Source organism: Photorhabdus asymbiotica, from assembly GCF_003634575.1.
GTDB lineage: Bacteria > Pseudomonadota > Gammaproteobacteria > Enterobacterales > Enterobacteriaceae > Photorhabdus > Photorhabdus asymbiotica.
This window is the reverse complement of sequence record NZ_RBLJ01000001.1, coordinates 1,327,849-1,348,686: the sequence shown is the minus strand read 5'-3', so window position 1 is coordinate 1,348,686 and position 20,838 is coordinate 1,327,849. Positions and strand designations below refer to the sequence as shown.

Here is a 20,838-nt window from a genome sequence, read left to right as displayed (position 1 = left end):
AATTAACTCAGTAGCAGTAATAGCTGAGAATCTCTTTGTTTTACGAAAATAAAAGTGGAAATCACTTCCGATTATTAACTTGCAGACAGAACCTGGAGGAAAACCCATGGAGATGTTATCAGGAGCTGAAATGGTCGTCCGATCGTTGATTGATCAGGGCGTTGAACATGTATTCGGTTATCCGGGTGGGGCAGTACTGGATATTTACGATGCCTTGCATACGGTTGGGGGAATTGAGCATATCCTGGTACGTCATGAGCAAGGTGCAGTTCATATGGCTGATGGTTATGCCCGTGCCACGGGTAAAGTGGGTGTGGTATTGGTCACTTCTGGGCCAGGTGCAACTAACGCAATCACGGGTATTGCGACAGCTTATATGGATTCAATTCCAATGGTTGTATTGTCCGGTCAGGTAGCCAGCTCCTTGATTGGTAATGATGCATTCCAAGAATGTGACATGGTGGGGATCTCCCGTCCAATCGTAAAACACAGCTTTTTAGTGAAGAAAACGGAAGATATTCCAAAGGTACTGAAAAAAGCCTTCTATTTGGCTTCTAGCGGTCGTCCGGGGCCAGTTGTCATTGACTTACCGAAAGACACGGTAAATCCAGCAATAAAATTGCCATATATTTATCCTGAACAGATCAGCATGCGCTCTTATAGCCCGACGGTTCAAGGGCATAGAGGGCAGGTTAAACGGGCATTGAGAAAACTTCTGAATGCGAAAAAACCGATCATATATGTAGGTGGTGGGGCAATTAATGCAGATTGTTCGGCAGAATTATTGGTATTGGCAGAAAAATTTAATATTCCTGTTGTCAGCTCCCTGATGGGATTAGGCAGTTTCCCGGCAACTCATCAGCAAAATCTGGGTATGCTTGGTATGCATGGCACATTTGAAGCTAACAAAGCGATGCATAATTCGGATGTGATTTTTGCTGTTGGTGTACGTTTTGATGATCGTACTACTAATAATCTGGAAAAATATTGCCCGGATGCAACCGTTTTACATATTGATATTGATCCAACATCAATTTCGAAAACTGTTTCTGCAGATGTACCTATTGTCGGTGATGCTAAACAGGTTTTGGGACAAATGTTGGGATTATTAGAAACAATGGAAGACACACAGGACCCGGATGCATTAAAAGATTGGTGGTTATCTATTCAGCAATGGCGTAGCCGTAAATGTCTCAATTTTGATCGCAGTGGCGAAAAAATTAAACCACAAGCTGCTATCGAGGTTCTCTATCGTCTGACGAAAGGTGAAGCTTATATCACTTCGGATGTTGGGCAGCACCAGATGTTTGTTGCATTACATTACCCATTTGATAAGCCAAGGCGTTGGATCAGTTCCGGAGGTTTGGGAACGATGGGGTTTGGCTTACCTGCTGCTTTAGGTGTCAAATTGGTGAAACCAGAAGCGACGGTAATCTGTGTTACTGGGGATGGTAGTATTCAGATGAATATTCAGGAACTGTCCACGGCATTGCAATATGGGTTACCGGTGCTGGTTCTGAACTTGAATAACCGTTTCCTGGGGATGATAAGACAGTGGCAAGACATGATTTATGCTGGCCGTCACTCCCAGTCCTATATGGAATCCTTACCTGATTTTGTCAAACTGGCCGAAGCTTATGGTCATGTAGGCATTGCTATCCAACGTTATGATGAATTGGAAAGTAAATTGGCAGAAGCCTTGAAAGAGGTAACTGAAAATCAGCGGCTGGTATTTGTTGATGTCACAGTTGATGAAACTGAGCACGTCTATCCTATGCAGATCCGTGGAGGGGCAATGGATGAGATGTGGTTAAGCAAAACGGAGAGAACCTGATTATGCGCCGGATTTTATCTGTATTACTTGAAAACGAATCGGGGGCTTTATCCCGTGTTGTTGGTCTGTTTTCCCAGCGTGGTTACAATATTGAAAGTTTAACTGTGGCTCCAACTGACGATCCAACATTGTCACGGATGACAATTCAGACTAAAGGTGATGCCAGGGTACTTGAGCAGATTGAAAAACAATTGCACAAACTGGTGGATGTGTTGCGGGTCAGCGAGTTGGTATCAGGTTCTCATGTGGAACGTGAGATTATGCTGGTGAAATTACAGGCTAGTGGATATGGCCGTGAAGAAATTAAACGCAGTACTGAAATTTTTCGTGGGCAGATCGTTGATGTGACTTCAACCTTATATACCGTACAACTAGTAGGAACCAGCGATAAACTGGATGCATTTCTCGATGCTGTTCGTGACGCGGCTGAAATTGTAGAAGTTGCTCGTTCCGGCATTGTTGGTGTATCGCGCGGAGATAAAATTATGCGATGAAAAATCGCAAACTGCGGGACAATATACATACATTGATAAGGCTCTGCGATAAAGTAGGGCCTTTTCGGGGTTTATGAGGAGTTAATGTGAAACTGGATGAAATCGCCCGCCTTGCAGGTGTTTCGCGCACAACGGCCAGTTATGTGATTAATGGTAAAGCCAAGCAATACCGTGTTAGTGATAAAACAGTAGAGAAAGTGATGGCCGTGGTTAGAGAGCATAACTACCATCCAAATGCTGTGGCAGCTGGTCTCCGTGCAGGACGCACTCGTTCTATTGGTTTGGTTATCCCAGATTTAGAAAATACCAGTTATACCCGTATTGCGAATTATCTAGAACGTCAAGCTCGTCAGCGTGGCTACCAATTATTGATCGCCTGTTCTGAAGATCAGCCTGATAATGAAATGCGCTGTGTTGAGCACCTATTACAACGTCAGGTGGATGCAATTATTGTTTCTACTGCATTACCGCCGGAGCATCCTTTTTATCAGCGTTGGGCAAACCGCGCTTTGCCCATTATTGCGTTTGACCGTGCATTGGAAAATGAACACTTTATCAGTGTAGTGGGTGATGACTTTGAAGATGCAAAGATGTTGGCACAAGAATTTCGTCAATTTCCTGCTGAATCTGTGCTTTATCTCGGCGCATTACCTGAACTGTCAGTTAGTTTTTTGCGTGAACAGGGATTCCGTGAAGCATGGAAAGATGACCCTCGCAAAGTTATGTATCTTTATTCGAACAGCTATGAGCGTGATGCGGCTGCTGAAGTGTTCGCCAGGTGGTTGGAAACTCATCCGATGCCACAAGCGCTGTTTACTACCTCTTTTGCTTTGCTACAGGGAATAATGGATGTCACGCTTAAACACGATGGAAGATTACCTAATCAATTAGTTATTGCGACTTTTGGTGATCATGAATTACTGGATTTCCTTGAGTGTCCGGTACTCTCTGTCGTGCAGCGTCATCGTGAAGTGGCGGAACAGGTATTAGAACTAGTACTTGCAAGTCTGGATGAAAAGCAAAAACCAGGTCCAGGTATTACGCGGATACGCCGTGACTTATGTCGGCGAGGAAGCTTGAGTCGAAAGTTATGATAAAAGCCCCTCATTAATTTTTTGATGAGGGGCTTTTGCTTCAGATTTGTAATAGGCAGTGTGGGAAGACAATTTTAAAGCAATTCTTAAATTATTTAGTAAGAAAACGGCATGAATAGGAGTTTATTTAGGTTTGAAATTTTTTGCATTTTGTCCTATCTCATTGTTTTATTTATATATTAAATTGATTTTAATGATGTTATTTTTGATGATTTTATTATCATTATTGGTTTTAGTATCGAATGTACTTATTTAAATGATAAATATTATTGTATGATGGTTGGATGGTAATGAAATGTAAATTATGTAAATAAACTAATAACACAATTATTTTTTCATTATTTTGTAGTGAACATTTATTCTCCTTATACTTGTAAAATTATTCAAAATTATCATAGTGTTAATTATTATTGACATTGCTAAATTTAATCATTAGTGCTCCTAACATCCAAAATCCTTTTACTAAATATAGCTAAAGCGCATCGGCTCTGGCTTGACAAGGTTTTCGTCCCATCCGTAAACTCCTTATTGTGGGGATTAGTGGGATAAAGTGGTAATTTGGGATCGCCTGAGGCAACTTTAGGATGTTTCGTGGAGCAACGTTGGTTAATCTCGATAGCAAGGGGCGGCTTGCCGTACCTACCCGATATCGGGCTATGCTAAACGAGGAATCGCAAGGGCAAATGGTTTGTACTATTGACCTCCACCAGCCATGCTTGCTGCTTTATACGTTATCTGAATGGGAAATTATTGAAGAAAAACTTTCTCGCTTATCCAGCATGAATCCGGCAGAGCGTCGGGTGCAACGTTTGCTCTTAGGTCACGCCAGTGAATGCCAGATGGATAGCGCTGGACGTCTTTTGCTAGCCAATACACTGCGTCAGCACGCAGGGCTAGTTAAAGAGGTCATGCTGGTTGGTCAGTTCAACAAATTTGAACTGTGGGATGAGCAAGCTTGGTATCAACAGGTTAAGGATGACATTGCAGCTGAACAATCCACACAGCAACCTTTATCAGTACGGCTACAGGACTTATCACTATAAACATGGCAAACAGTCATTTTAAACATACCAGTGTATTGCTGGATGAAGCAGTCAATGGACTGAATATTCGTAAAGATGGAATCTATATTGATGGCACATTTGGCCGTGGTGGGCACTCACGTCTGATTTTGTCACAACTGGGAATGGAAGGTCGTTTAATCGCAATTGATCGTGATCCGCAAGCGATTGAAACCGCAAAATCGATCACAGATCCGCGTTTTTCAATTATCCATGGACCGTTTTCTGAATTAGCGCACTATGTAGAAAACGCCGGTCTGACAGGAAAAATTGATGGGGTATTACTGGATTTAGGCGTTTCTTCACCTCAATTGGATGATCCAGAACGTGGTTTTTCTTTTATGCGAGATGGGCCGCTAGATATGCGGATGGACCCGACACACGGGCAGTCAGCTGCAGAATGGCTGATGAAAGCAGAAGCGGATGACATTGCATGGGTGTTGAAAACGTTTGGTGAAGAGCGTTTCGCCAAACGTATAGCTAAAGCAATTGTTACACGTAATCAGGAAGAACCAATCACCCGAACAAAAGTGTTGGCAGATTTGATTGCTCAAGCCAGTCCGGTAAAAGAGAAGTATAAGCATCCTGCAACAAGGAGCTTTCAAGCGATTAGGATTTATATCAACAGTGAATTGGAAGAGATTGAGCAAGCGCTGGATGGTGCATTACAGGTGCTTGCCCCACGTGGGCGACTTTCAGTTATCAGTTTCCATTCACTGGAAGATCGCATTGTTAAGCGGTTTATTCGTCATAACAGCCGTGGGCCACAGGTACCGGCAGGGTTACCACTGACAGAAGAGCAACTGAAAGCGCAGGGTGGGCGTAGCCTGAAATCCATCGGTAAGATGAAACCTTCAGAGAACGAAGTGGCTGATAATCCACGGGCTCGTAGTTCGGTTTTGCGTTTTGCTGAAAAAGTTAGTGAATAATGGCAGGTGAACGTCACGGATTAGCCGGTATTATCGGCAGCGATTTTCTCAGGAATGCCAAAATACCATTGATTCTTCTAGTAGCTGTAGTGGTTTCAGCCATATTTGTTGTGACCACAACACATGAAACCCGCTTGTTGACTGCTGAAAAAGAGCATTTGGCGCTGGAACGTAATGCATTAGAAATCGAGTGGCGTAATTTGATTCTTGAAGAAAATTCCCTTGGTGATCAGAGTCGGGTTGAGCGGATAGCAGTTGAAAAAATGCAGATGCAACATGTTAATCCAGCACAGGAAAACATTGTTGTTGCACAGTGAGTTAATTTGATTAATTAATAAGGTAAGCGATGAAAGCAGCTCGTTTCGCGAAATCAAAACGGCAAGAAGATAAAGCCAGCTTTGTCAGTTGGCGTTTTGCGTTGCTGTGCGGGGGAATTGTCCTTGCTTTGGTTGGCTTGTTGCTGAGAGTGACTTACTTGCAAGTTATCAATCCGGATCAATTGGTTAAAGAAGGGGATTTACGTTCTTTGCGCGTGCAGTCGATTCCGACTGCACGCGGTATGATAAGCGATCGTCTGGGGCGACCTTTGGCTGTCAGTGTTCCAGTAAATGCTGTATGGGCAGATCCGAAAGAGGTATTTGAAAAAGGGGGAATTACTGATGATACCCGCTGGAGAGCTTTGTCTGATGCTATTAACCTGCCTGTTGAGCAACTTACTAACAAAATTAGTGCTAATCCTAAAGGTCGTTTTGTCTATTTAGCACGACAGGTCAATCCATCGGTTGGCGATTATATTGATAAACTGAAATTGCCGGGAATTTATTTACGCCAAGAATCTCGGCGTTATTACCCGTCTGGCCAGGTAACAGCCCATATTATTGGTGTGACCAACGTTGATGGTCAGGGTATGGAAGGTGTGGAAAAAAGTTTTGATCGCTGGCTGACTGGTCAGCCTGGCGAGCGGATTGTACGTAAAGACCGTTTTGGTCGTGTCATCGAAGATATCTCATCTGTCGATAGCTTGGCGGCACACAATTTGGTATTGAGTATCGATGAACGCTTGCAGGCACTAGTTTATCGGGAACTGACCAACGCGGTAGCTTTTAATAAAGCAGAATCTGGTACAGCAGTACTGGTAGATGTTAATACCGGAGAAGTGCTGGCAATGGCCAACAACCCGTCTTATAACCCAAATAATTTCCTCAATACGCCAAAAGACGCGATGCGTAACCGTGCTATCACCGATATTTTCGAACCAGGTTCCACTGTTAAGCCGATGGTGGTAATGGCTGCGCTGGATAATGGTATCATCAAAGAAAATACGGTTATTAATACAGTACCTTTTAGGATAAGCGGTAAGGAAATTAAAGATGTATCCCGTTATTCGGAATTATCTATCACTGGTATTTTACAAAAATCGAGCAATGTCGGTGTCTCTAAGCTAGCGTTAGCGATGCCCGCGACAGAATTGGTGGATGTTTATTCACGCTTTGGGTTAGGAAAGGCGACTAATCTGGGGTTGGTTGGTGAAAGCAGTGGCTTATATCCAACAGGAAAACAACGGTGGTCAGATCTTGAGAGGGCGACCTTTTCTTACGGTTATGGGCTGATGGTAACACCATTACAGTTAGCGCGGGTCTATGCAACGATTGGTAGCTTGGGTATTTACCGTCCTCTGTCAATTACCAAAGTTGATCCACCTGTGCCAGGTACAAGAGTATTTCCTGAGCCCATCATGCGAACAGTCGTTCATATGATGGAAAGTGTGGCTTTGCCTGGCGGTGGTGGAGTGCGGGCCGCGGTAAAAGGTTATCGGATTGCAATCAAGACGGGTACTGCAAAGAAAGTTGGGCCGGATGGCCAATACGTTAATCGATATATCTCTTACGCCGCAGGTGTTGCTCCTGCAAGTAACCCAAGGTTTGCTTTAGTTGTGGTCATTAATGAGCCACAGGCAGGTAAATATTATGGTGGTGCGGTTTCTGCGCCGGTATTTGGTGCCATTATGGGCGGTGTTCTGCGCATTATGAATGTGGAGCCGGATGCTTTGGCAGCAGGTGATAAAAATGAATTTGTGATTAATAAGAAAGAGGATACAGGTGGCAGATCGTAATCTACGCAGTTTACTCGCTCCGTTGGGTATTGATGCTCCAGAGTGTGCATTACGCGAAATGACATTGGATAGCCGTAAATCGGCTGCCGGAGATTTGTTTGTTGCTATTAAAGGGCATCAGGTAGATGGTCGACACTACATTCCTCAAGCCATCGCGCAAGGAGTCGCGGCGGTTATTGCAGAAGCCCAGGGCGAGGCTGATAGCGGGACGGTGCAGGTTATTCACGGTGTTCCGGTTGTTTATGTGAGTGATTTGAATAATAAGTTGTCACAATTAGCTGGTCAGTTTTATCACCACCCTGGTGGTCAACTGCGCCTGATTGGCGTAACCGGAACTAATGGTAAAACGACAACGACTCAATTACTTGCGCAGTGGGCTCACGGATTGGGTGAAATCAGCGCAGTGATGGGAACAGTAGGTAATGGTTTATTGGGGCATGTGGCACCAAGTGAAAATACCACCGGTTCAGCTGTTGATATCCAACTGGATCTGCAACAGCTTGTTCAGAAAGGGGCAACTTTTGCGGCAATGGAAGTCTCGTCCCATGGGCTGGTTCAGGGGCGTGTGGCCGCATTGCCATTTGAGGTGGCGGTATTTACCAACCTGAGTCGTGATCATCTGGATTACCATGGTGATATGGAACACTATGAAGCAGCGAAATGGCTGCTATTTTCCTCTCACAATGTGAAACAGCAAATCATTAACGCTGACGATGATGTTGGTCAGAAATGGTTATCCCGTTTACCGCAAGCGGTTGCTGTAACGATGGAAAACCGTCTGCCGGAAAATTGGCAAGGGCGTTGGTTGTCGGCCAGTGAAATAAAATATCACGATAAAGGCGTATCTGTTACTTTTGAGTCCAGTTGGGGAGGCGGTACAATTGACAGTCCCTTGATGGGAGCATTCAATGTCAGCAACCTGCTGTTAGCACTTTCTACCTTATTAGCGCTGGGTTATCCATTGAAAAAACTGCTTGAAACAGCTTCCTGCCTTGAACCTGTTTGCGGAAGAATGGAAGTATTCAATGCACCGGATAAGCCAACTGTCGTTGTTGATTATGCACATACACCTGATGCACTAGAGAAAGCTTTGTTGGCTGCACGCCTGCATTGTAAAGGTAGGCTTTGGTGCGTTTTTGGTTGTGGTGGCGATCGTGATAAGGGCAAGCGTTCTTTAATGGGAAGTGTGGCAGAACAGTGGGCCGACTATGTGATTACTACCGATGATAACCCGAGAAGTGAAGAACCGCAGGCAATTGTTGATGATATTTTGACCGGTTTTATTGATCCGGGGCGAGCAATAGTCATTCATGGCCGTGTTGAAGCGGTGACTAGTGCCATTATGCAGGCAAAACAAGATGATGTTGTATTGGTGGCGGGTAAAGGCCATGAAGATTATCAGTTGGTAGGTCATCGCCGCTTGGATTATTCAGACCGCTTGACTGTTGCCCGGTTACTGGGGGTAATTGCATGATTTCCCTCACATTACAACAATTGGCGCAGGTCACTGATGGGGTACTAAATCAGGTAACTGAGCGACAGGCAATAGATATCTATATCCGTGATGTTACTACTGATAACCGTAAGGTTGAAAATGGTAGTTTATTTATTGCATTGAAAGGTGAACGTTTTGACGCTCATGATTTTTCTGCTGATGCAGTAAAAGCGGGCGCTGGTGCTTTGTTGGTTAGCCGTGTATTAGCGATTAATTGTCCTCAGGTTGTGGTTGAAGATACTCGTTTGGCAATGGGTAAATTGGCTGGTTGGGTTCGCCAACAGAGTAAAGCCCGGGTTGTTGCGCTAACGGGTTCGTCCGGTAAAACATCGGTGAAAGAGATGACCGCCGCGATTTTGCGCCAGTGTGGTAATACGCTCTATACCGCGGGTAACCTGAATAATGATATTGGTGTACCGCTGACATTGTTCAGACTGACAGAACAACATGAGTTTGCTGTGGTTGAATTAGGTGCAAGCCATGTTGGTGAAATCGCCTATACCGTAGAAATGGTTAGGCCAGAAACGGCATTAGTCAATAACCTGTTTGCAGCGCACTTAGCAGATTTTGGTTCTCTTGCGAGTATTGCAAAAGCTAAGGGCGAGATTTTTACCGGCCTTCCAGAAAAAGGTACGGCTATTATCAATGTGGAAAGCAATGATTGGGCTTACTGGCAACAGGTTATTGGTGACAAGACAGTACAGCGTTTTTCCATGCAACAAGCATCAGGCGCTGATTTTTATGCCACGGATATTCAGGTTAAACAACTGACTACGGATTTTTGTCTACATACTCCTATTGGTAGCACAGAAATCAACTTGCCGTTGCCTGGGAAACACAATGTCGCCAATGCATTAGCTGCCAGTGCGTTAGCAATTTCTGTTGGTGCAACCTTACGAGATATTCGTCTGGGCTTGTCGGAGCTGAGAGCGGTACCGGGGCGGTTGTTTCCAATCAATCTGGCAGAAGGAAAATTGCTGCTTGATGACACGTATAACGCCAATGTTGGTTCAATGACCGTTGCGGTCCAGGTGTTATCACAGATGCCGGGTTACCGAGTGATGGTTGTTGGTGATATAGGGGCATTGGGTGAACAGTCAGAAGATTACCATCGTCAAATTGGTGAAACCGCAGCTTCTTGCGGTATCGATCGTGTGTTCAGTGTCGGTAAATTAAGTATTCATATTAGTGAGGCAAGCGGCTGTGGTCAGCATTTTGCGGATAAAGCCGCATTGATCGCAACATTGATTCCACTATTACAACAACACAAGGTCATTTCAGTGTTAGTTAAAGGTTCGCGCAATACCGCAATGGAAGATGTTGTCCATGCATTACAGGAGAGCTTCACATGTTAGTTTGGCTGGCCGAATATTTGGTCAAATATCATACCGGCTTTAACGTCTTTTCTTACTTGACGTTTAGGGCTATTGTCAGCCTGCTGACTGCTTTGGCTATCGCATTATGGATGGGGCCGCGTATGATCGTCTTCCTGCAAAAATTACAAATTGGGCAGGTTGTTCGTAATGATGGACCAGAATCTCATTTCAGTAAACGTGGCACACCGACGATGGGTGGCTTGTTGATCCTGTTCTCAATCACGATTTCGGTACTGCTATGGGCGCGTTTGAATAACCCTTATGTTTGGTGCGTACTGATTGTGTTGATTGGTTACGGCATTGTTGGTTTCGTGGATGATTACCGTAAAGTCGTGCGCAAAGATACTAAAGGGTTGATTGCCCGTTGGAAGTATTTCTGGCAGTCAATCTTGGCATTGGGCGTAGCATTTGCCATGTACAGCGTCGGTAAAGGTACCCCGGCAACACAATTAGTTGTGCCATTCTTTAAAGATGTGATGCCGCAACTGGGTGTGCTTTACATTCTGTTGTCTTATTTTGTGATTGTTGGAACCAGCAACGCAGTGAATCTGACTGATGGGTTGGATGGTTTGGCAATTATGCCGACGGTTTTTGTTGCGGCTGGTTTTGCACTTGTTGCGTGGGCAACAGGTAACGTCAATTTTGCCAACTACTTGCATATTCCTTACTTGAGCCATGCGGGCGAATTAGTCATCGTCTGTACTGCAATTGTTGGTGCTGGATTGGGTTTCCTGTGGTTCAACACTTACCCGGCTCAGGTTTTTATGGGAGATGTTGGTTCTTTGGCATTGGGTGGTGCACTTGGGACCATTGCTGTGTTGCTGCGTCAGGAGTTTCTACTGGTGATTATGGGCGGTGTATTCGTGGTAGAAACCTTGTCGGTTATCTTGCAGGTAGGTTCTTTTAAACTGCGAGGACAGCGTATTTTCCGAATGGCGCCTATTCATCACCATTATGAATTGAAAGGCTGGCCAGAACCGCGCGTTATCGTGCGTTTTTGGATTATTTCTCTGATGTTAGTACTGATTGGCTTGGCAACATTGAAGGTACGATAATCATGACGGATTATTTGGGTAAAAAAGTCGTCATTATTGGATTGGGGCTGACAGGCCTCTCTTGCGTTGACTTTTTTATGGTACGCGGTGTCATCCCTCGCGTGATGGATACCCGTGTAATGCCGCCTGGTAGGGATAAACTGCCTGATGATGTTGCATGCCATTGTGGAAGTTTGGATGCCAATTGGTTGATGGATGCTGACTTGATTGTTGTAAGCCCGGGCATTGCTTTGGCGACAGCTGAATTACAAGCCGCAGCTGATGCAGGCATAGAAATCGTTGGCGATATCGAATTATTTTGCCGTGAGGCAACGACCCCGATAATCGCAATCACGGGCTCTAATGGTAAAAGTACCGTGACTAGTCTTGTCGGAGAAATGGCGAAAGCTGCTGGTTGGCAAGTGGGGGTTGGCGGTAATATTGGTCTTCCTGCATTAGAACTATTGAAACAATCTTGTCAGCTTTATGTTTTAGAACTTTCCAGTTTTCAGTTGGAAACTACATATAGTCTAAAGGCAGCGGCGGCAACTGTGCTGAATGTAACTGAAGACCATATGGATCGTTATCCTCAGGGCTTGTCTCAGTATCGGGCAGCTAAATTGAGGGTTTATCATCAGGCAAAAAGATGCATTGTGAATGTTCAGGATACTCTGACATTGCCTGAAACGGGTATGGACAGCCGTTGTGTCAGCGTTGGTGTCGATTGTGGTGATTACCAGCTTGATAGTGAAAATGCCTTTTTGAAAGTTCACAACCAGTCATTGCTAGCGGCGAATGAAATTAAGCTGACCGGGCGACATAACTACGTCAATGGGTTGGTTGCATTAGCTTTAGCTGATGCGGTTGGTATTCCTCGTGAAGCCAGTTTGGCAACATTGACGGTTTATCCGGGGCTTAACCACCGTTTCCAACTTGTTCATTTGAACAACGGGGTGCGTTGGATTAACGATTCTAAAGCGACCAATGTTGGCAGTACGGAGGCGGCGCTTAATGGTCTTAACTTAGAGGGTACGCTTTATTTGCTGCTAGGTGGTGATGGTAAATCAGCAGACTTTTCTCCGCTCAAGCCATTCCTTTGTGGGGATAAAGTTCGGCTTTACTGCTTTGGCCGGGATGGGAAACGACTGGCGCAGCTACGTCCGGAAATAGCGACATTAACTGAAACTATGGAACAGGCGATACGTGATATTGCGCCGCGGCTGGTGGCTGGTGACATGGTGCTGTTATCTCCTGCTTGTGCGAGCCTTGACCAGTTCCGTAATTTTGAACAGCGTGGTCATGAGTTTGCTCGTTTGGCGGAGGAGTTGGGCTGATGTCTATTCCCGGGTTCAGTGGATTAAAAGACTGGGTTATTGGTGGTCGTGAAACCGATGCTACTAATATGGTGTTGTACGATCGCACACTGGTTTGGCTGGCACTCGGATTGGGTATTGTCGGCTTTATTATGGTGACATCAGCATCAATGCCGGTTGGGCAGCGTCTTGCTGAAGATCCATTTTTGTTTGCTAAGCGTGATGTGGTTTATCTCTTGCTGGCTTTCGGGTTGTCATTAATCACACTGCGTATCCCGATGGATTTCTGGCAGCGCTATAGCAACCTGATGTTGCTTATCTCCGTTATCCTGTTGCTGGTTGTATTGGTAGTGGGAAGTTCGGTAAATGGTGCATCGCGTTGGATTGCTCTTGGACCTTTGAGAATTCAGCCTGCGGAGTTATCCAAGCTTTCTCTGTTTTGTTATCTCGCCAGTTATCTGGTGCGCAAAGTGGAAGAAGTGCGGAATAACTTTTGGGGATTCTGTAAGCCAATGAGTGTCATGGTGGTGTTGGCGGTATTACTTTTAGCTCAGCCCGATTTGGGAACTGTAGTAGTGCTGTTTGTTACAACATTGGCCATGTTATTTCTGGCGGGGGCAAAGTTATGGCAGTTTCTGGCGATTATTGGTTCAGGAGTGTTTGCAGTCGTTCTGTTAATTATTGCTGAGCCCTATCGTATACGCCGTGTAACTTCTTTTTTGGACCCTTGGGAAGATCCGTATGGCAAAGGTTATCAATTAACACAATCTTTGATGGCTTTTGGTCGAGGAGAATTTTTAGGGCAAGGATTAGGAAATTCAGTACAGAAATTGGCATACCTGCCAGAAGCACATACTGACTTTATTTTTTCTGTTTTAGCAGAAGAATTGGGTTACGTAGGTGTGGTTTTTGTATTGTTAATGATATTCTTCGTCGCTTTTCGTGCGATGACTATAGGTCGTCGTGCATTGCAGATGGATCAGCGTTTTTCTGGTTTTCTGGCTTGTTCGATTGGTATCTGGTTCAGTTTTCAAACCCTGGTTAACGTTGGTGCAGCCGCAGGTATGTTACCGACCAAAGGTCTGACTTTACCTTTGATTAGTTACGGTGGTTCAAGTTTGCTAATTATGTCGACTGCTATCGTATTGCTATTAAGAATTGATTTTGAAACACGCTTGGCAAAAGCACAGGCGTTTGTAAGGAGCACTCGATGAGTAGCAAAACCCGGCGTTTGATGGTGATGGCAGGTGGAACTGGAGGACACGTTTTCCCTGGTTTGGCTGTAGCTCATCATTTAAAAAACCAGGGCTGGGAAGTTCGCTGGTTGGGAACAGCGGATAGGATGGAAGCTGATTTAGTGCCGAAACATGACATTGAGATTGATTTTATTCAGATCTCGGGTTTGCGAGGTAAGGGAATCAAAGCACTGTTAGTTGCTCCGGTGCGAATTTTCAAAGCCATTCGCCAGGCAAAAGCGATTATGCGTCGCTATCAGCCAGATGTAGTGCTCGGAATGGGAGGGTATGTTTCTGGCCCTGGCGGTATTGCTGCGTGGATGTGCGGTATTCCGGTTGTCCTGCATGAACAGAATGGTATTGCAGGGCTGACAAATCGTTGGCTAGCAAAAATTGCTACGACTGTTTTACAGGCATTTCCCGGTGCATTCCCGAAAGCACCTATTGTTGGGAACCCTGTCCGTGAAGACGTGTTGGCATTACCCCGCCCTGAACAGCGTTTGGCAGGGCGTGAAGGCCCGATTCGGGTTCTAGTTGTTGGTGGTAGTCAGGGGGCAAGAATTCTCAACCAGACAATGCCTGAAATTGCTGCCCATATGGGTGATAAAATTACCCTTTGGCATCAGACAGGCAAAGGGGCTAAAGAAAGTGTTCAGAATGCCTATAACAATTTATTAGTTAAATGCGAACACAAAGTTACTGAATTTATTGATGATATGGCACAAGCTTATGCCTGGGCTGATATGGTGATTTGCCGTTCTGGTGCGTTGACAGTCAGCGAAGTGGCAGCAGCCGGATTACCTGGGATTTTTGTACCATTTCAGCATAAAGATCGTCAGCAATATTGGAATGCACTACCACTGGAGAGAGTTGGTGCAGCAGAGATACTGGAACAACCGCAATTTACGGTTGATGCAGTAATACAATTATTAACTCAGTGGCAACGCCCACAATTGTTGGAAATGGCAGAAAAAGCCCGTTTAGCAGCAATTACTGATGCAACTGAGAGAGTATCGGCGGCATTAATTGATGCAGCAGAAAAATGATTCAGGCCACCTGAAACAGGGTGGTGAAGTAAACATATACAGTGAAGAAGAAAACGTGAATACACAACAACTGGCGAAATTAAGAGCTTTCGTGCCTGAAATGAGAAAAGTCAGGCATATCCACTTTGTTGGCATTGGTGGTGCTGGCATGGGGGGGATCGCCGAAGTGTTGGCCAATGAAGGTTACCAGATTAGTGGATCTGATTTGGCGCCAAATCCGGTAACTCGGCAACTAACTAAGTTGGGTGCTCAGATTTATTTTAACCATCGTCCTGAAAATGTACTGGATGCTAGTGTTGTTGTGGCTTCAACTGCAATCTTAGCAGATAACCCAGAAATTATTGCTGCTCGTGAAGCTCGGATTCCGGTCATTCGCAGAGCAGAGATGTTGGCAGAACTGATGCGTTACCGTCATGGTATTGCTATTGCGGGGACTCATGGAAAAACAACTACCACGGCGATGATTTCCAGCATTTATGCACAGGCTGGTTTAGACCCAACGTTTGTTAATGGTGGTTTAGTCAAAGCGGCAGGAACACATGCTCGTCTTGGTAGCAGCCGCTATTTAATTGCGGAGGCCGACGAAAGTGATGCTTCTTTCCTGCATTTGCAGCCCATGGTGGCAGTAGTTACTAATATAGAAGCAGACCATATGGATACCTATCATGGTGACTTCGAAAAGCTGAAACAGACGTTTATCAACTTCCTGCACAACTTACCTTTTTATGGGCGTGCAGTCATGTGCATTGATGATCCTGTCGTCAAAGAGTTAATCCCTCGTGTGGGACGCTATATCACGACTTATGGCTTCAGTGAGGAAGCAGATGTACGTATCACCCATTATGAGCAAAAAGGGGCTCAAGGGTATTTTACTGTTAGTCGTCAAGATATGGTTGATTTGAAAGTCGTATTAAATGCACCGGGTCGCCATAATGCGCTAAATGCGGCAGCAGCAGTCGCTGTTGCAACTGAAGAAGGCATTTCTGGCAGTGATATTCTGGCTGCGTTAGCAGGTTTTCAGGGAACCGGACGCCGTTTTGACTTTCTGGGAAATTTTTCTCTGGAGCATGTTAACGGCAAAAGTGGTAGTGCAATGTTGGTTGATGATTATGGTCATCATCCAACGGAAGTGGATGCAACCATTAAAGCCGCTCGTGCTGGCTGGCCAGATAAGCGTATTGTGATGGTATTTCAGCCTCATCGTTATACTCGGACGCGTGATCTGTACGATGACTTTGCCAATGTATTGAATCAGGTGGATGCATTGCTGATGTTGGACGTTTACTCTGCGGGCGAAGCGGTTATTCCGGGGGCGGATAGCCGTTCGTTGTGCCGTACTATCCGTAGCCGCGGTAAGTTAGATCCGATTCTGGTATCTGAGCCAGAAAAAGTGGCGATTGTGTTGGCACAAGTACTAGACGGTAATGATTTAGTTCTGGTTCAAGGGGCCGGGAATATAGGCAAAATAGCGCGCAATTTGGCTGAAACAAAATTACAGCCATCTTTGAATGAGGAAAAACACCATGGCTGAGAAAGTCGCGGTATTGTTGGGAGGAACTTCTGCTGAGCGTGAAGTTTCACTGTTGTCTGGACATGCCGTGCTGGCTGGATTGAAAGAAGCAGGTATTGATGCTCATCCAATTGATACAAAAGATTTTCTTGTAACGCAACTTAAAGAAGCGGGATTTGAGAAAGTCTTTATCGCGCTTCATGGTCGTGGCGGGGAAGATGGTACTTTGCAAGGCGTATTAGAATTTTTGCAGCTGCCTTATACCGGTAGTGGCGTGATGGCTTCTTCCTTGTCGATGGATAAATTGCGTACAAAGCAGTTATGGCAAGGGATAGGATTGACGGTTTCGCCATATGTTGCAATTAATTTGCAGCAGTTTGAACAATTTACTGATTTGCAACTCCAAGAACATGTAGCAGATTTAGGTTTGCCATTAATTGTTAAGCCAAGTCTGGAGGGTTCCAGTGTGGGTATGACTAAGGTTAATGAGATTTCAGAGTTGCGTGGTGCATTGGAGATAGCATTTCGTTATGACGCTGACTTGTTGATAGAAAAATGGCTGTATGGTCCAGAATACACTGTGGCTATTCTCGGTGATACGGCTTTACCTTCTATTCGTATTCAGCCCGCTGCTATTTTTTATGACTATGATGCAAAATATTGGTCTGAAGAAACAAAGTATTTTTGTCCGAGTGGTTTAAGTGATGAAAAAGAACAACAATTGGCAGAGTTAGCATTAAAAGCTTATAAATCAGTTGGATGCTGTGGTTGGGGCCGGGTAGATATCATGATGGATTCTGATGGTGTTTTCTATCTGTTGGAAGTGAATACATCTCCGGGGATGACCAGTCATAGCTTAGTGCCAATGGCAGCACGTCAAGCAGGGTTAAATTTTTCACAGTTGGTAGTAAAGATTTTGGAGTTGGCTGATTGATATGTCTCAGGCGGCCCTGAAAGTAAAGGGGCGGGATAGTGAAAATAGTCGTTCCCGCCCTAGTAACGGCTCTTATCTGGCAGGGCTTATCTTCTTCTTGATGGTACTTGGCACCATTATTTGGGGTGGTTGGGCAGTTCTTAACTGGATGAAAGATACTAACAGATTGCCTATTTCTAAGCTGGTGGTAACGGGGGAACGTCATTACACCACCAACGATGATATTCGGCAGGCAATTTTGTCATTAGGGCAGCCGGGAACTTTCATGACGCAGGATGTGAATATCATTCAGCAACAGATTGAACGGATGCCATGGATAAGGCAAGTCACTGTCCGTAAACAGTGGCCTGATGAACTGAGAATTCATCTGGTAGAATATGTTCCTTATGTGCGTTGGAATGATACACAGATGCTGGATGCAGAAGGGCTGGTGTTTAGTATACCGGCTGAATGGGAAGCTAAAGGTCACTTCCCGATGCTTTATGGCCCGCAAGGTAGTGAGAAAGAGGTGCTTGATGGCTACCGGGCAATGGCTAAACTTCTTGCTGCCAATAAATTGAAATTAAAAGTTGTAGCAATGACTGATCGTCGTTCTTGGCAACTGACACTGGATAATGATATCCGACTAAAGCTGGGAAGAATGGATACAACAGGTCGTATTAAACGTTTTATCGAGCTTTATCCACTATTACAGCAGAACAAAGAGAAAAGAGTGGATTATGTGGATTTACGTTATGACAGCGGCGCCGCGGTAGGTTGGGCACCTTTGCTAATTGGTGCTCCTGATGCTCCGGTCAATGGGTAATAAACAGTTACTGGTAATAATATAGAGGCAGGCAGAATAACAATGATCAAATCGACGGACAGAAAATTAGTAGTTGGCCTTGAGATTGGCACAGCAAAGGTATCTGCCCTTGTTGGTGAAATTCTGCCCGATGGTATGGTTAATATTATCGGGGTGGGAAGCTGTCCATCCCGCGGCATGGATAAAGGTGGTGTAAACGATCTGGAGTCGGTTGTTAAATGTGTACAGCGGGCTATCGATCAGGCTGAATTAATGGCAGATTGTCAAATCTCTTCTGTTTATCTGGCGTTATCTGGAAAACATATCAGTTGTCAGAATGAAATTGGGATGGTTCCCATTTCTGAAGAGGAAGTCACCCAAGAAGATGTAGACAATGTCGTTCATACGGCCAAATCGGTTCGTGTACGTGATGAATACCGGATACTCCATGTTATTCCTCAAGAGTATGCGATCGATTATCAGGAAGGCATCAAAAATCCAGTAGGGCTTTCCGGAGTGCGTATGCAGGCGAAAGTTCATCTGATTACCTGCCATAACGATATGGCGAAAAATATCGCAAAAGCCGTTGAACGTTGTGGTTTGAAAGTCGATCAGCTTATTTTTTCTGGTTTGGCTGCCAGCTATGCGGTTTTAACTGAGGATGAGCGTGAACTGGGAGTTTGTGTGGTAGATATTGGCGGTGGGACGATGGATATTGCGGTGTATACCGGCGGAGCGCTGCGTCATACCAAAGTAATCCCTTACGCTGGGAATGTCGTCACCAGCGATATTGCTTATGCCTTTGGTACTCCACCAAGTGATGCCGAAACGATAAAAGTACGTCACGGTTGTGCGTTGGGTTCGTTGGTTAGCAAGGATGAAAGTGTGGAGGTACCGAGTGTCGGTGGGCGCCCACCTCGTAGCTTACAGCGCCAGACGTTGGCTGAAGTGATTGAGCCACGTTACATCGAATTACTGAATTTAGTGAATGATGAAATCCTGCGATTGCAGGAACAGTTACGCCAGCAAGGTGTTAAACACCATTTGGCTGCGGGTATTGTCTTAACCGGTGGTGGTGCCCAGATTGATGGTTTGGCTGAATGTGCCCAGCGTGTATTCCATGCTCAGGTGCGCATTGGTCAACCTCTTAATATTACTGGTCTGACGGACTATGCGCAGGAACCCTATTATTCAACAGCAGTAGGGTTGTTGCATTACGGAAAAGCCTCTCATCTTAATGGTGATGCGGATATTGAAAAACATGCTTCAGTGAGTCGCTGGTTTAAGAAAGTCAGTAGCTGGCTGAAAAAAGAGTTTTAATTTTATACAGAGACTACATCTGTTTTTTGGTCTCGATATAAAGGCACAAAGCGGAGAGAAACTATGTTTGAACCAATAGAATTAACCAATGACGCGGTGATTAAAGTCATCGGCGTCGGCGGTGGCGGCGGTAACGCTGTTGAGCACATGGTGCGTGAGCGTATCGAAGGTGTTGAATTCTTCGCAGTAAATACGGATGCTCAGGCATTACGTAAAACTGCTGTCGGCCAGACTATCCAGATTGGTAATGGTATTACTAAAGGCTTGGGGGCTGGTGCAAATCCAGAAGTTGGCCGTACTGCTGCACAAGAAGATCGTGATTCATTGCGTACAGCTCTTGATGGTGCGGATATGGTATTTATCGCTGCCGGTATGGGGGGGGGGACCGGTACTGGCGCTGCACCTGTGGTCGCTGAAATTGCAAAAGAACTAGGGATTTTGACAGTTGCTGTCGTGACTAAACCTTTTAATTTCGAAGGTAAGAAACGTATGGCATTTGCTGAACAAGGGATCACTGAATTGTCCAAGCATGTAGATTCATTGATTACTATCCCTAATGACAAGTTGTTGAAAGTGCTTGGCCGTGGCATTTCACTATTGGATGCTTTTGGGGCAGCTAATGATGTCTTGAAAGGTGCGGTTCAGGGTATCGCCGAACTGATAACACGTCCAGGCTTGATGAATGTTGACTTTGCTGACGTGCGCACCGTGATGTCAGAAATGGGCTACGCGATGATGGGTTCTGGTATTGCTCAGGGTGAAGATCGCGCAGAAGAGGCTGCTGAAATGGCAATTTCCAGCCCGTTACTAGAAGATATCGACTTGTCTGGTGCTCGTGGTGTTTTGGTTAACATTACTGCTGGCTTTGATCTGCGTTTGGATGAGTTCGAAACCGTGGGTAACACTATTCGGGCATTTGCGTCTGATAATGCAACTGTCGTTATCGGTACTTCTCTGGACCCAGACATGAATGATGAGTTACGTGTAACTGTGGTTGCTACTGGTATTGGCATGGACAAGCGCCCTGAAATTACGCTAGTTACCAACAAGGCATCTCAATCAAGTGTAATGGAGCACCGTCATCAGCAGATATCTGGTGGTCTGTCCTCATTGTCGGAAGAAAATAAACCTGCGGCAAAAGTGGTGAATGACCAAAACGCACAAACAAACAAAGAACCAGATTATCTGGATATTCCTGCATTTTTGCGTAAACAGGCCGATTAATAGCTAAAAGATTGGATTCTCCGCTTTTTGTGCTAAACTTCC

The 20,838-nt window shown here is 45.1% G+C and carries 18 protein-coding genes; all 18 read left to right on the top strand.

Annotated elements, in window-relative coordinates:
- Positions 1–106: 106 nt before the first annotated feature.
- The 18 genes from ilvI to ftsZ all read left to right on the top strand — a co-directional run bounded on the left by ilvI (position 107) and on the right by ftsZ (position 20,796).
- Positions 107–1,834 carry an acetolactate synthase 3 large subunit gene (ilvI, locus tag BDD30_RS05925; protein WP_012777274.1) on the top strand — a complete coding sequence of 576 codons (1,728 nt, stop codon included), beginning with the start codon at positions 107–109 and terminating at the stop codon, positions 1,832–1,834.
- A gap of 2 nt (positions 1,835–1,836) precedes the next feature.
- A complete protein-coding gene (gene ilvN / locus BDD30_RS05920) occupies positions 1,837–2,328 on the top strand; it encodes an acetolactate synthase small subunit (protein WP_012777275.1) in 492 nt (163 codons plus the stop codon).
- An 86-nt stretch (positions 2,329–2,414) separates the two neighbouring features.
- A complete protein-coding gene (cra, locus tag BDD30_RS05915) occupies positions 2,415–3,422 on the top strand; it encodes a catabolite repressor/activator (RefSeq protein WP_012777276.1) in 1,008 nt (335 codons plus the stop codon).
- A 584-nt stretch (positions 3,423–4,006) separates the two neighbouring features.
- The gene (gene mraZ, locus BDD30_RS05910) at positions 4,007–4,465 is read left to right on the top strand and encodes a division/cell wall cluster transcriptional repressor MraZ (protein ID WP_012777277.1); all 459 of its coding nucleotides are present in this window, start codon (positions 4,007–4,009) and stop codon (positions 4,463–4,465) included.
- Between the two features lie 2 nt (positions 4,466–4,467).
- A complete protein-coding gene (gene rsmH / locus BDD30_RS05905) occupies positions 4,468–5,412 on the top strand; it encodes a 16S rRNA (cytosine(1402)-N(4))-methyltransferase RsmH (protein WP_012777278.1) in 945 nt (314 codons plus the stop codon).
- Entirely contained in the window at positions 5,409–5,729 is a 321-nt protein-coding gene (gene ftsL, locus BDD30_RS05900; protein WP_041381636.1) for a cell division protein FtsL, read from the top strand. Before rsmH ends, ftsL begins: the two co-directional genes overlap by 4 nt.
- Positions 5,730–5,758: 29 nt before the next feature.
- Positions 5,759–7,525, top strand: coding sequence for a peptidoglycan glycosyltransferase FtsI (locus tag BDD30_RS05895; protein ID WP_012777280.1), 1,767 nt, complete (start codon positions 5,759–5,761; stop codon positions 7,523–7,525).
- Entirely contained in the window at positions 7,512–8,999 is a 1,488-nt protein-coding gene (gene murE / locus BDD30_RS05890; RefSeq protein ID WP_012777281.1) for a UDP-N-acetylmuramoyl-L-alanyl-D-glutamate--2,6-diaminopimelate ligase, read from the top strand. The genes BDD30_RS05895 and murE overlap by 14 nt, the downstream gene beginning before the upstream one ends.
- Complete coding sequence (gene murF, locus BDD30_RS05885) at positions 8,996–10,375, top strand: UDP-N-acetylmuramoyl-tripeptide--D-alanyl-D-alanine ligase (protein WP_012777282.1); 1,380 nt, start codon at positions 8,996–8,998, stop codon at positions 10,373–10,375. The genes murE and murF overlap by 4 nt, the downstream gene beginning before the upstream one ends.
- Positions 10,369–11,451, top strand: coding sequence for a phospho-N-acetylmuramoyl-pentapeptide-transferase (mraY, locus tag BDD30_RS05880; RefSeq protein ID WP_012777283.1), 1,083 nt, complete (start codon positions 10,369–10,371; stop codon positions 11,449–11,451). The genes murF and mraY overlap by 7 nt, the downstream gene beginning before the upstream one ends.
- Positions 11,452–11,453: 2 nt before the next feature.
- Entirely contained in the window at positions 11,454–12,764 is a 1,311-nt protein-coding gene (gene murD / locus BDD30_RS05875; protein ID WP_041381638.1) for a UDP-N-acetylmuramoyl-L-alanine--D-glutamate ligase, read from the top strand.
- Entirely contained in the window at positions 12,764–13,957 is a 1,194-nt protein-coding gene (gene ftsW, locus BDD30_RS05870; protein WP_012777285.1) for a cell division protein FtsW, read from the top strand. Before murD ends, ftsW begins: the two co-directional genes overlap by 1 nt.
- Positions 13,954–15,024 (top strand): undecaprenyldiphospho-muramoylpentapeptide beta-N-acetylglucosaminyltransferase, encoded by a 1,071-nt coding sequence (gene murG, locus BDD30_RS05865; protein ID WP_012777286.1) that lies wholly within the window; start codon positions 13,954–13,956, stop codon positions 15,022–15,024. The genes ftsW and murG overlap by 4 nt, the downstream gene beginning before the upstream one ends.
- Positions 15,025–15,079: 55 nt before the next feature.
- Complete coding sequence (murC, locus tag BDD30_RS05860; RefSeq protein WP_041382723.1) at positions 15,080–16,555, top strand: UDP-N-acetylmuramate--L-alanine ligase; 1,476 nt, start codon at positions 15,080–15,082, stop codon at positions 16,553–16,555.
- Entirely contained in the window at positions 16,548–17,468 is a 921-nt protein-coding gene (locus BDD30_RS05855; protein WP_012777288.1) for a D-alanine--D-alanine ligase, read from the top strand. Before murC ends, BDD30_RS05855 begins: the two co-directional genes overlap by 8 nt.
- A gap of 1 nt (position 17,469) precedes the next feature.
- Positions 17,470–18,273: a cell division protein FtsQ gene (gene ftsQ / locus BDD30_RS05850; RefSeq protein ID WP_012777289.1), complete on the top strand. Its 804-nt coding sequence runs from the start codon at positions 17,470–17,472 to the stop codon at positions 18,271–18,273.
- A 42-nt stretch (positions 18,274–18,315) separates the two neighbouring features.
- Positions 18,316–19,572 carry a cell division protein FtsA gene (gene ftsA, locus BDD30_RS05845; protein ID WP_012777290.1) on the top strand — a complete coding sequence of 419 codons (1,257 nt, stop codon included), beginning with the start codon at positions 18,316–18,318 and terminating at the stop codon, positions 19,570–19,572.
- Between the two features lie 63 nt (positions 19,573–19,635).
- Complete coding sequence (gene ftsZ, locus BDD30_RS05840; RefSeq protein WP_012777291.1) at positions 19,636–20,796, top strand: cell division protein FtsZ; 1,161 nt, start codon at positions 19,636–19,638, stop codon at positions 20,794–20,796.
- The last annotated feature ends 42 nt before the right edge of the window (positions 20,797–20,838 follow it).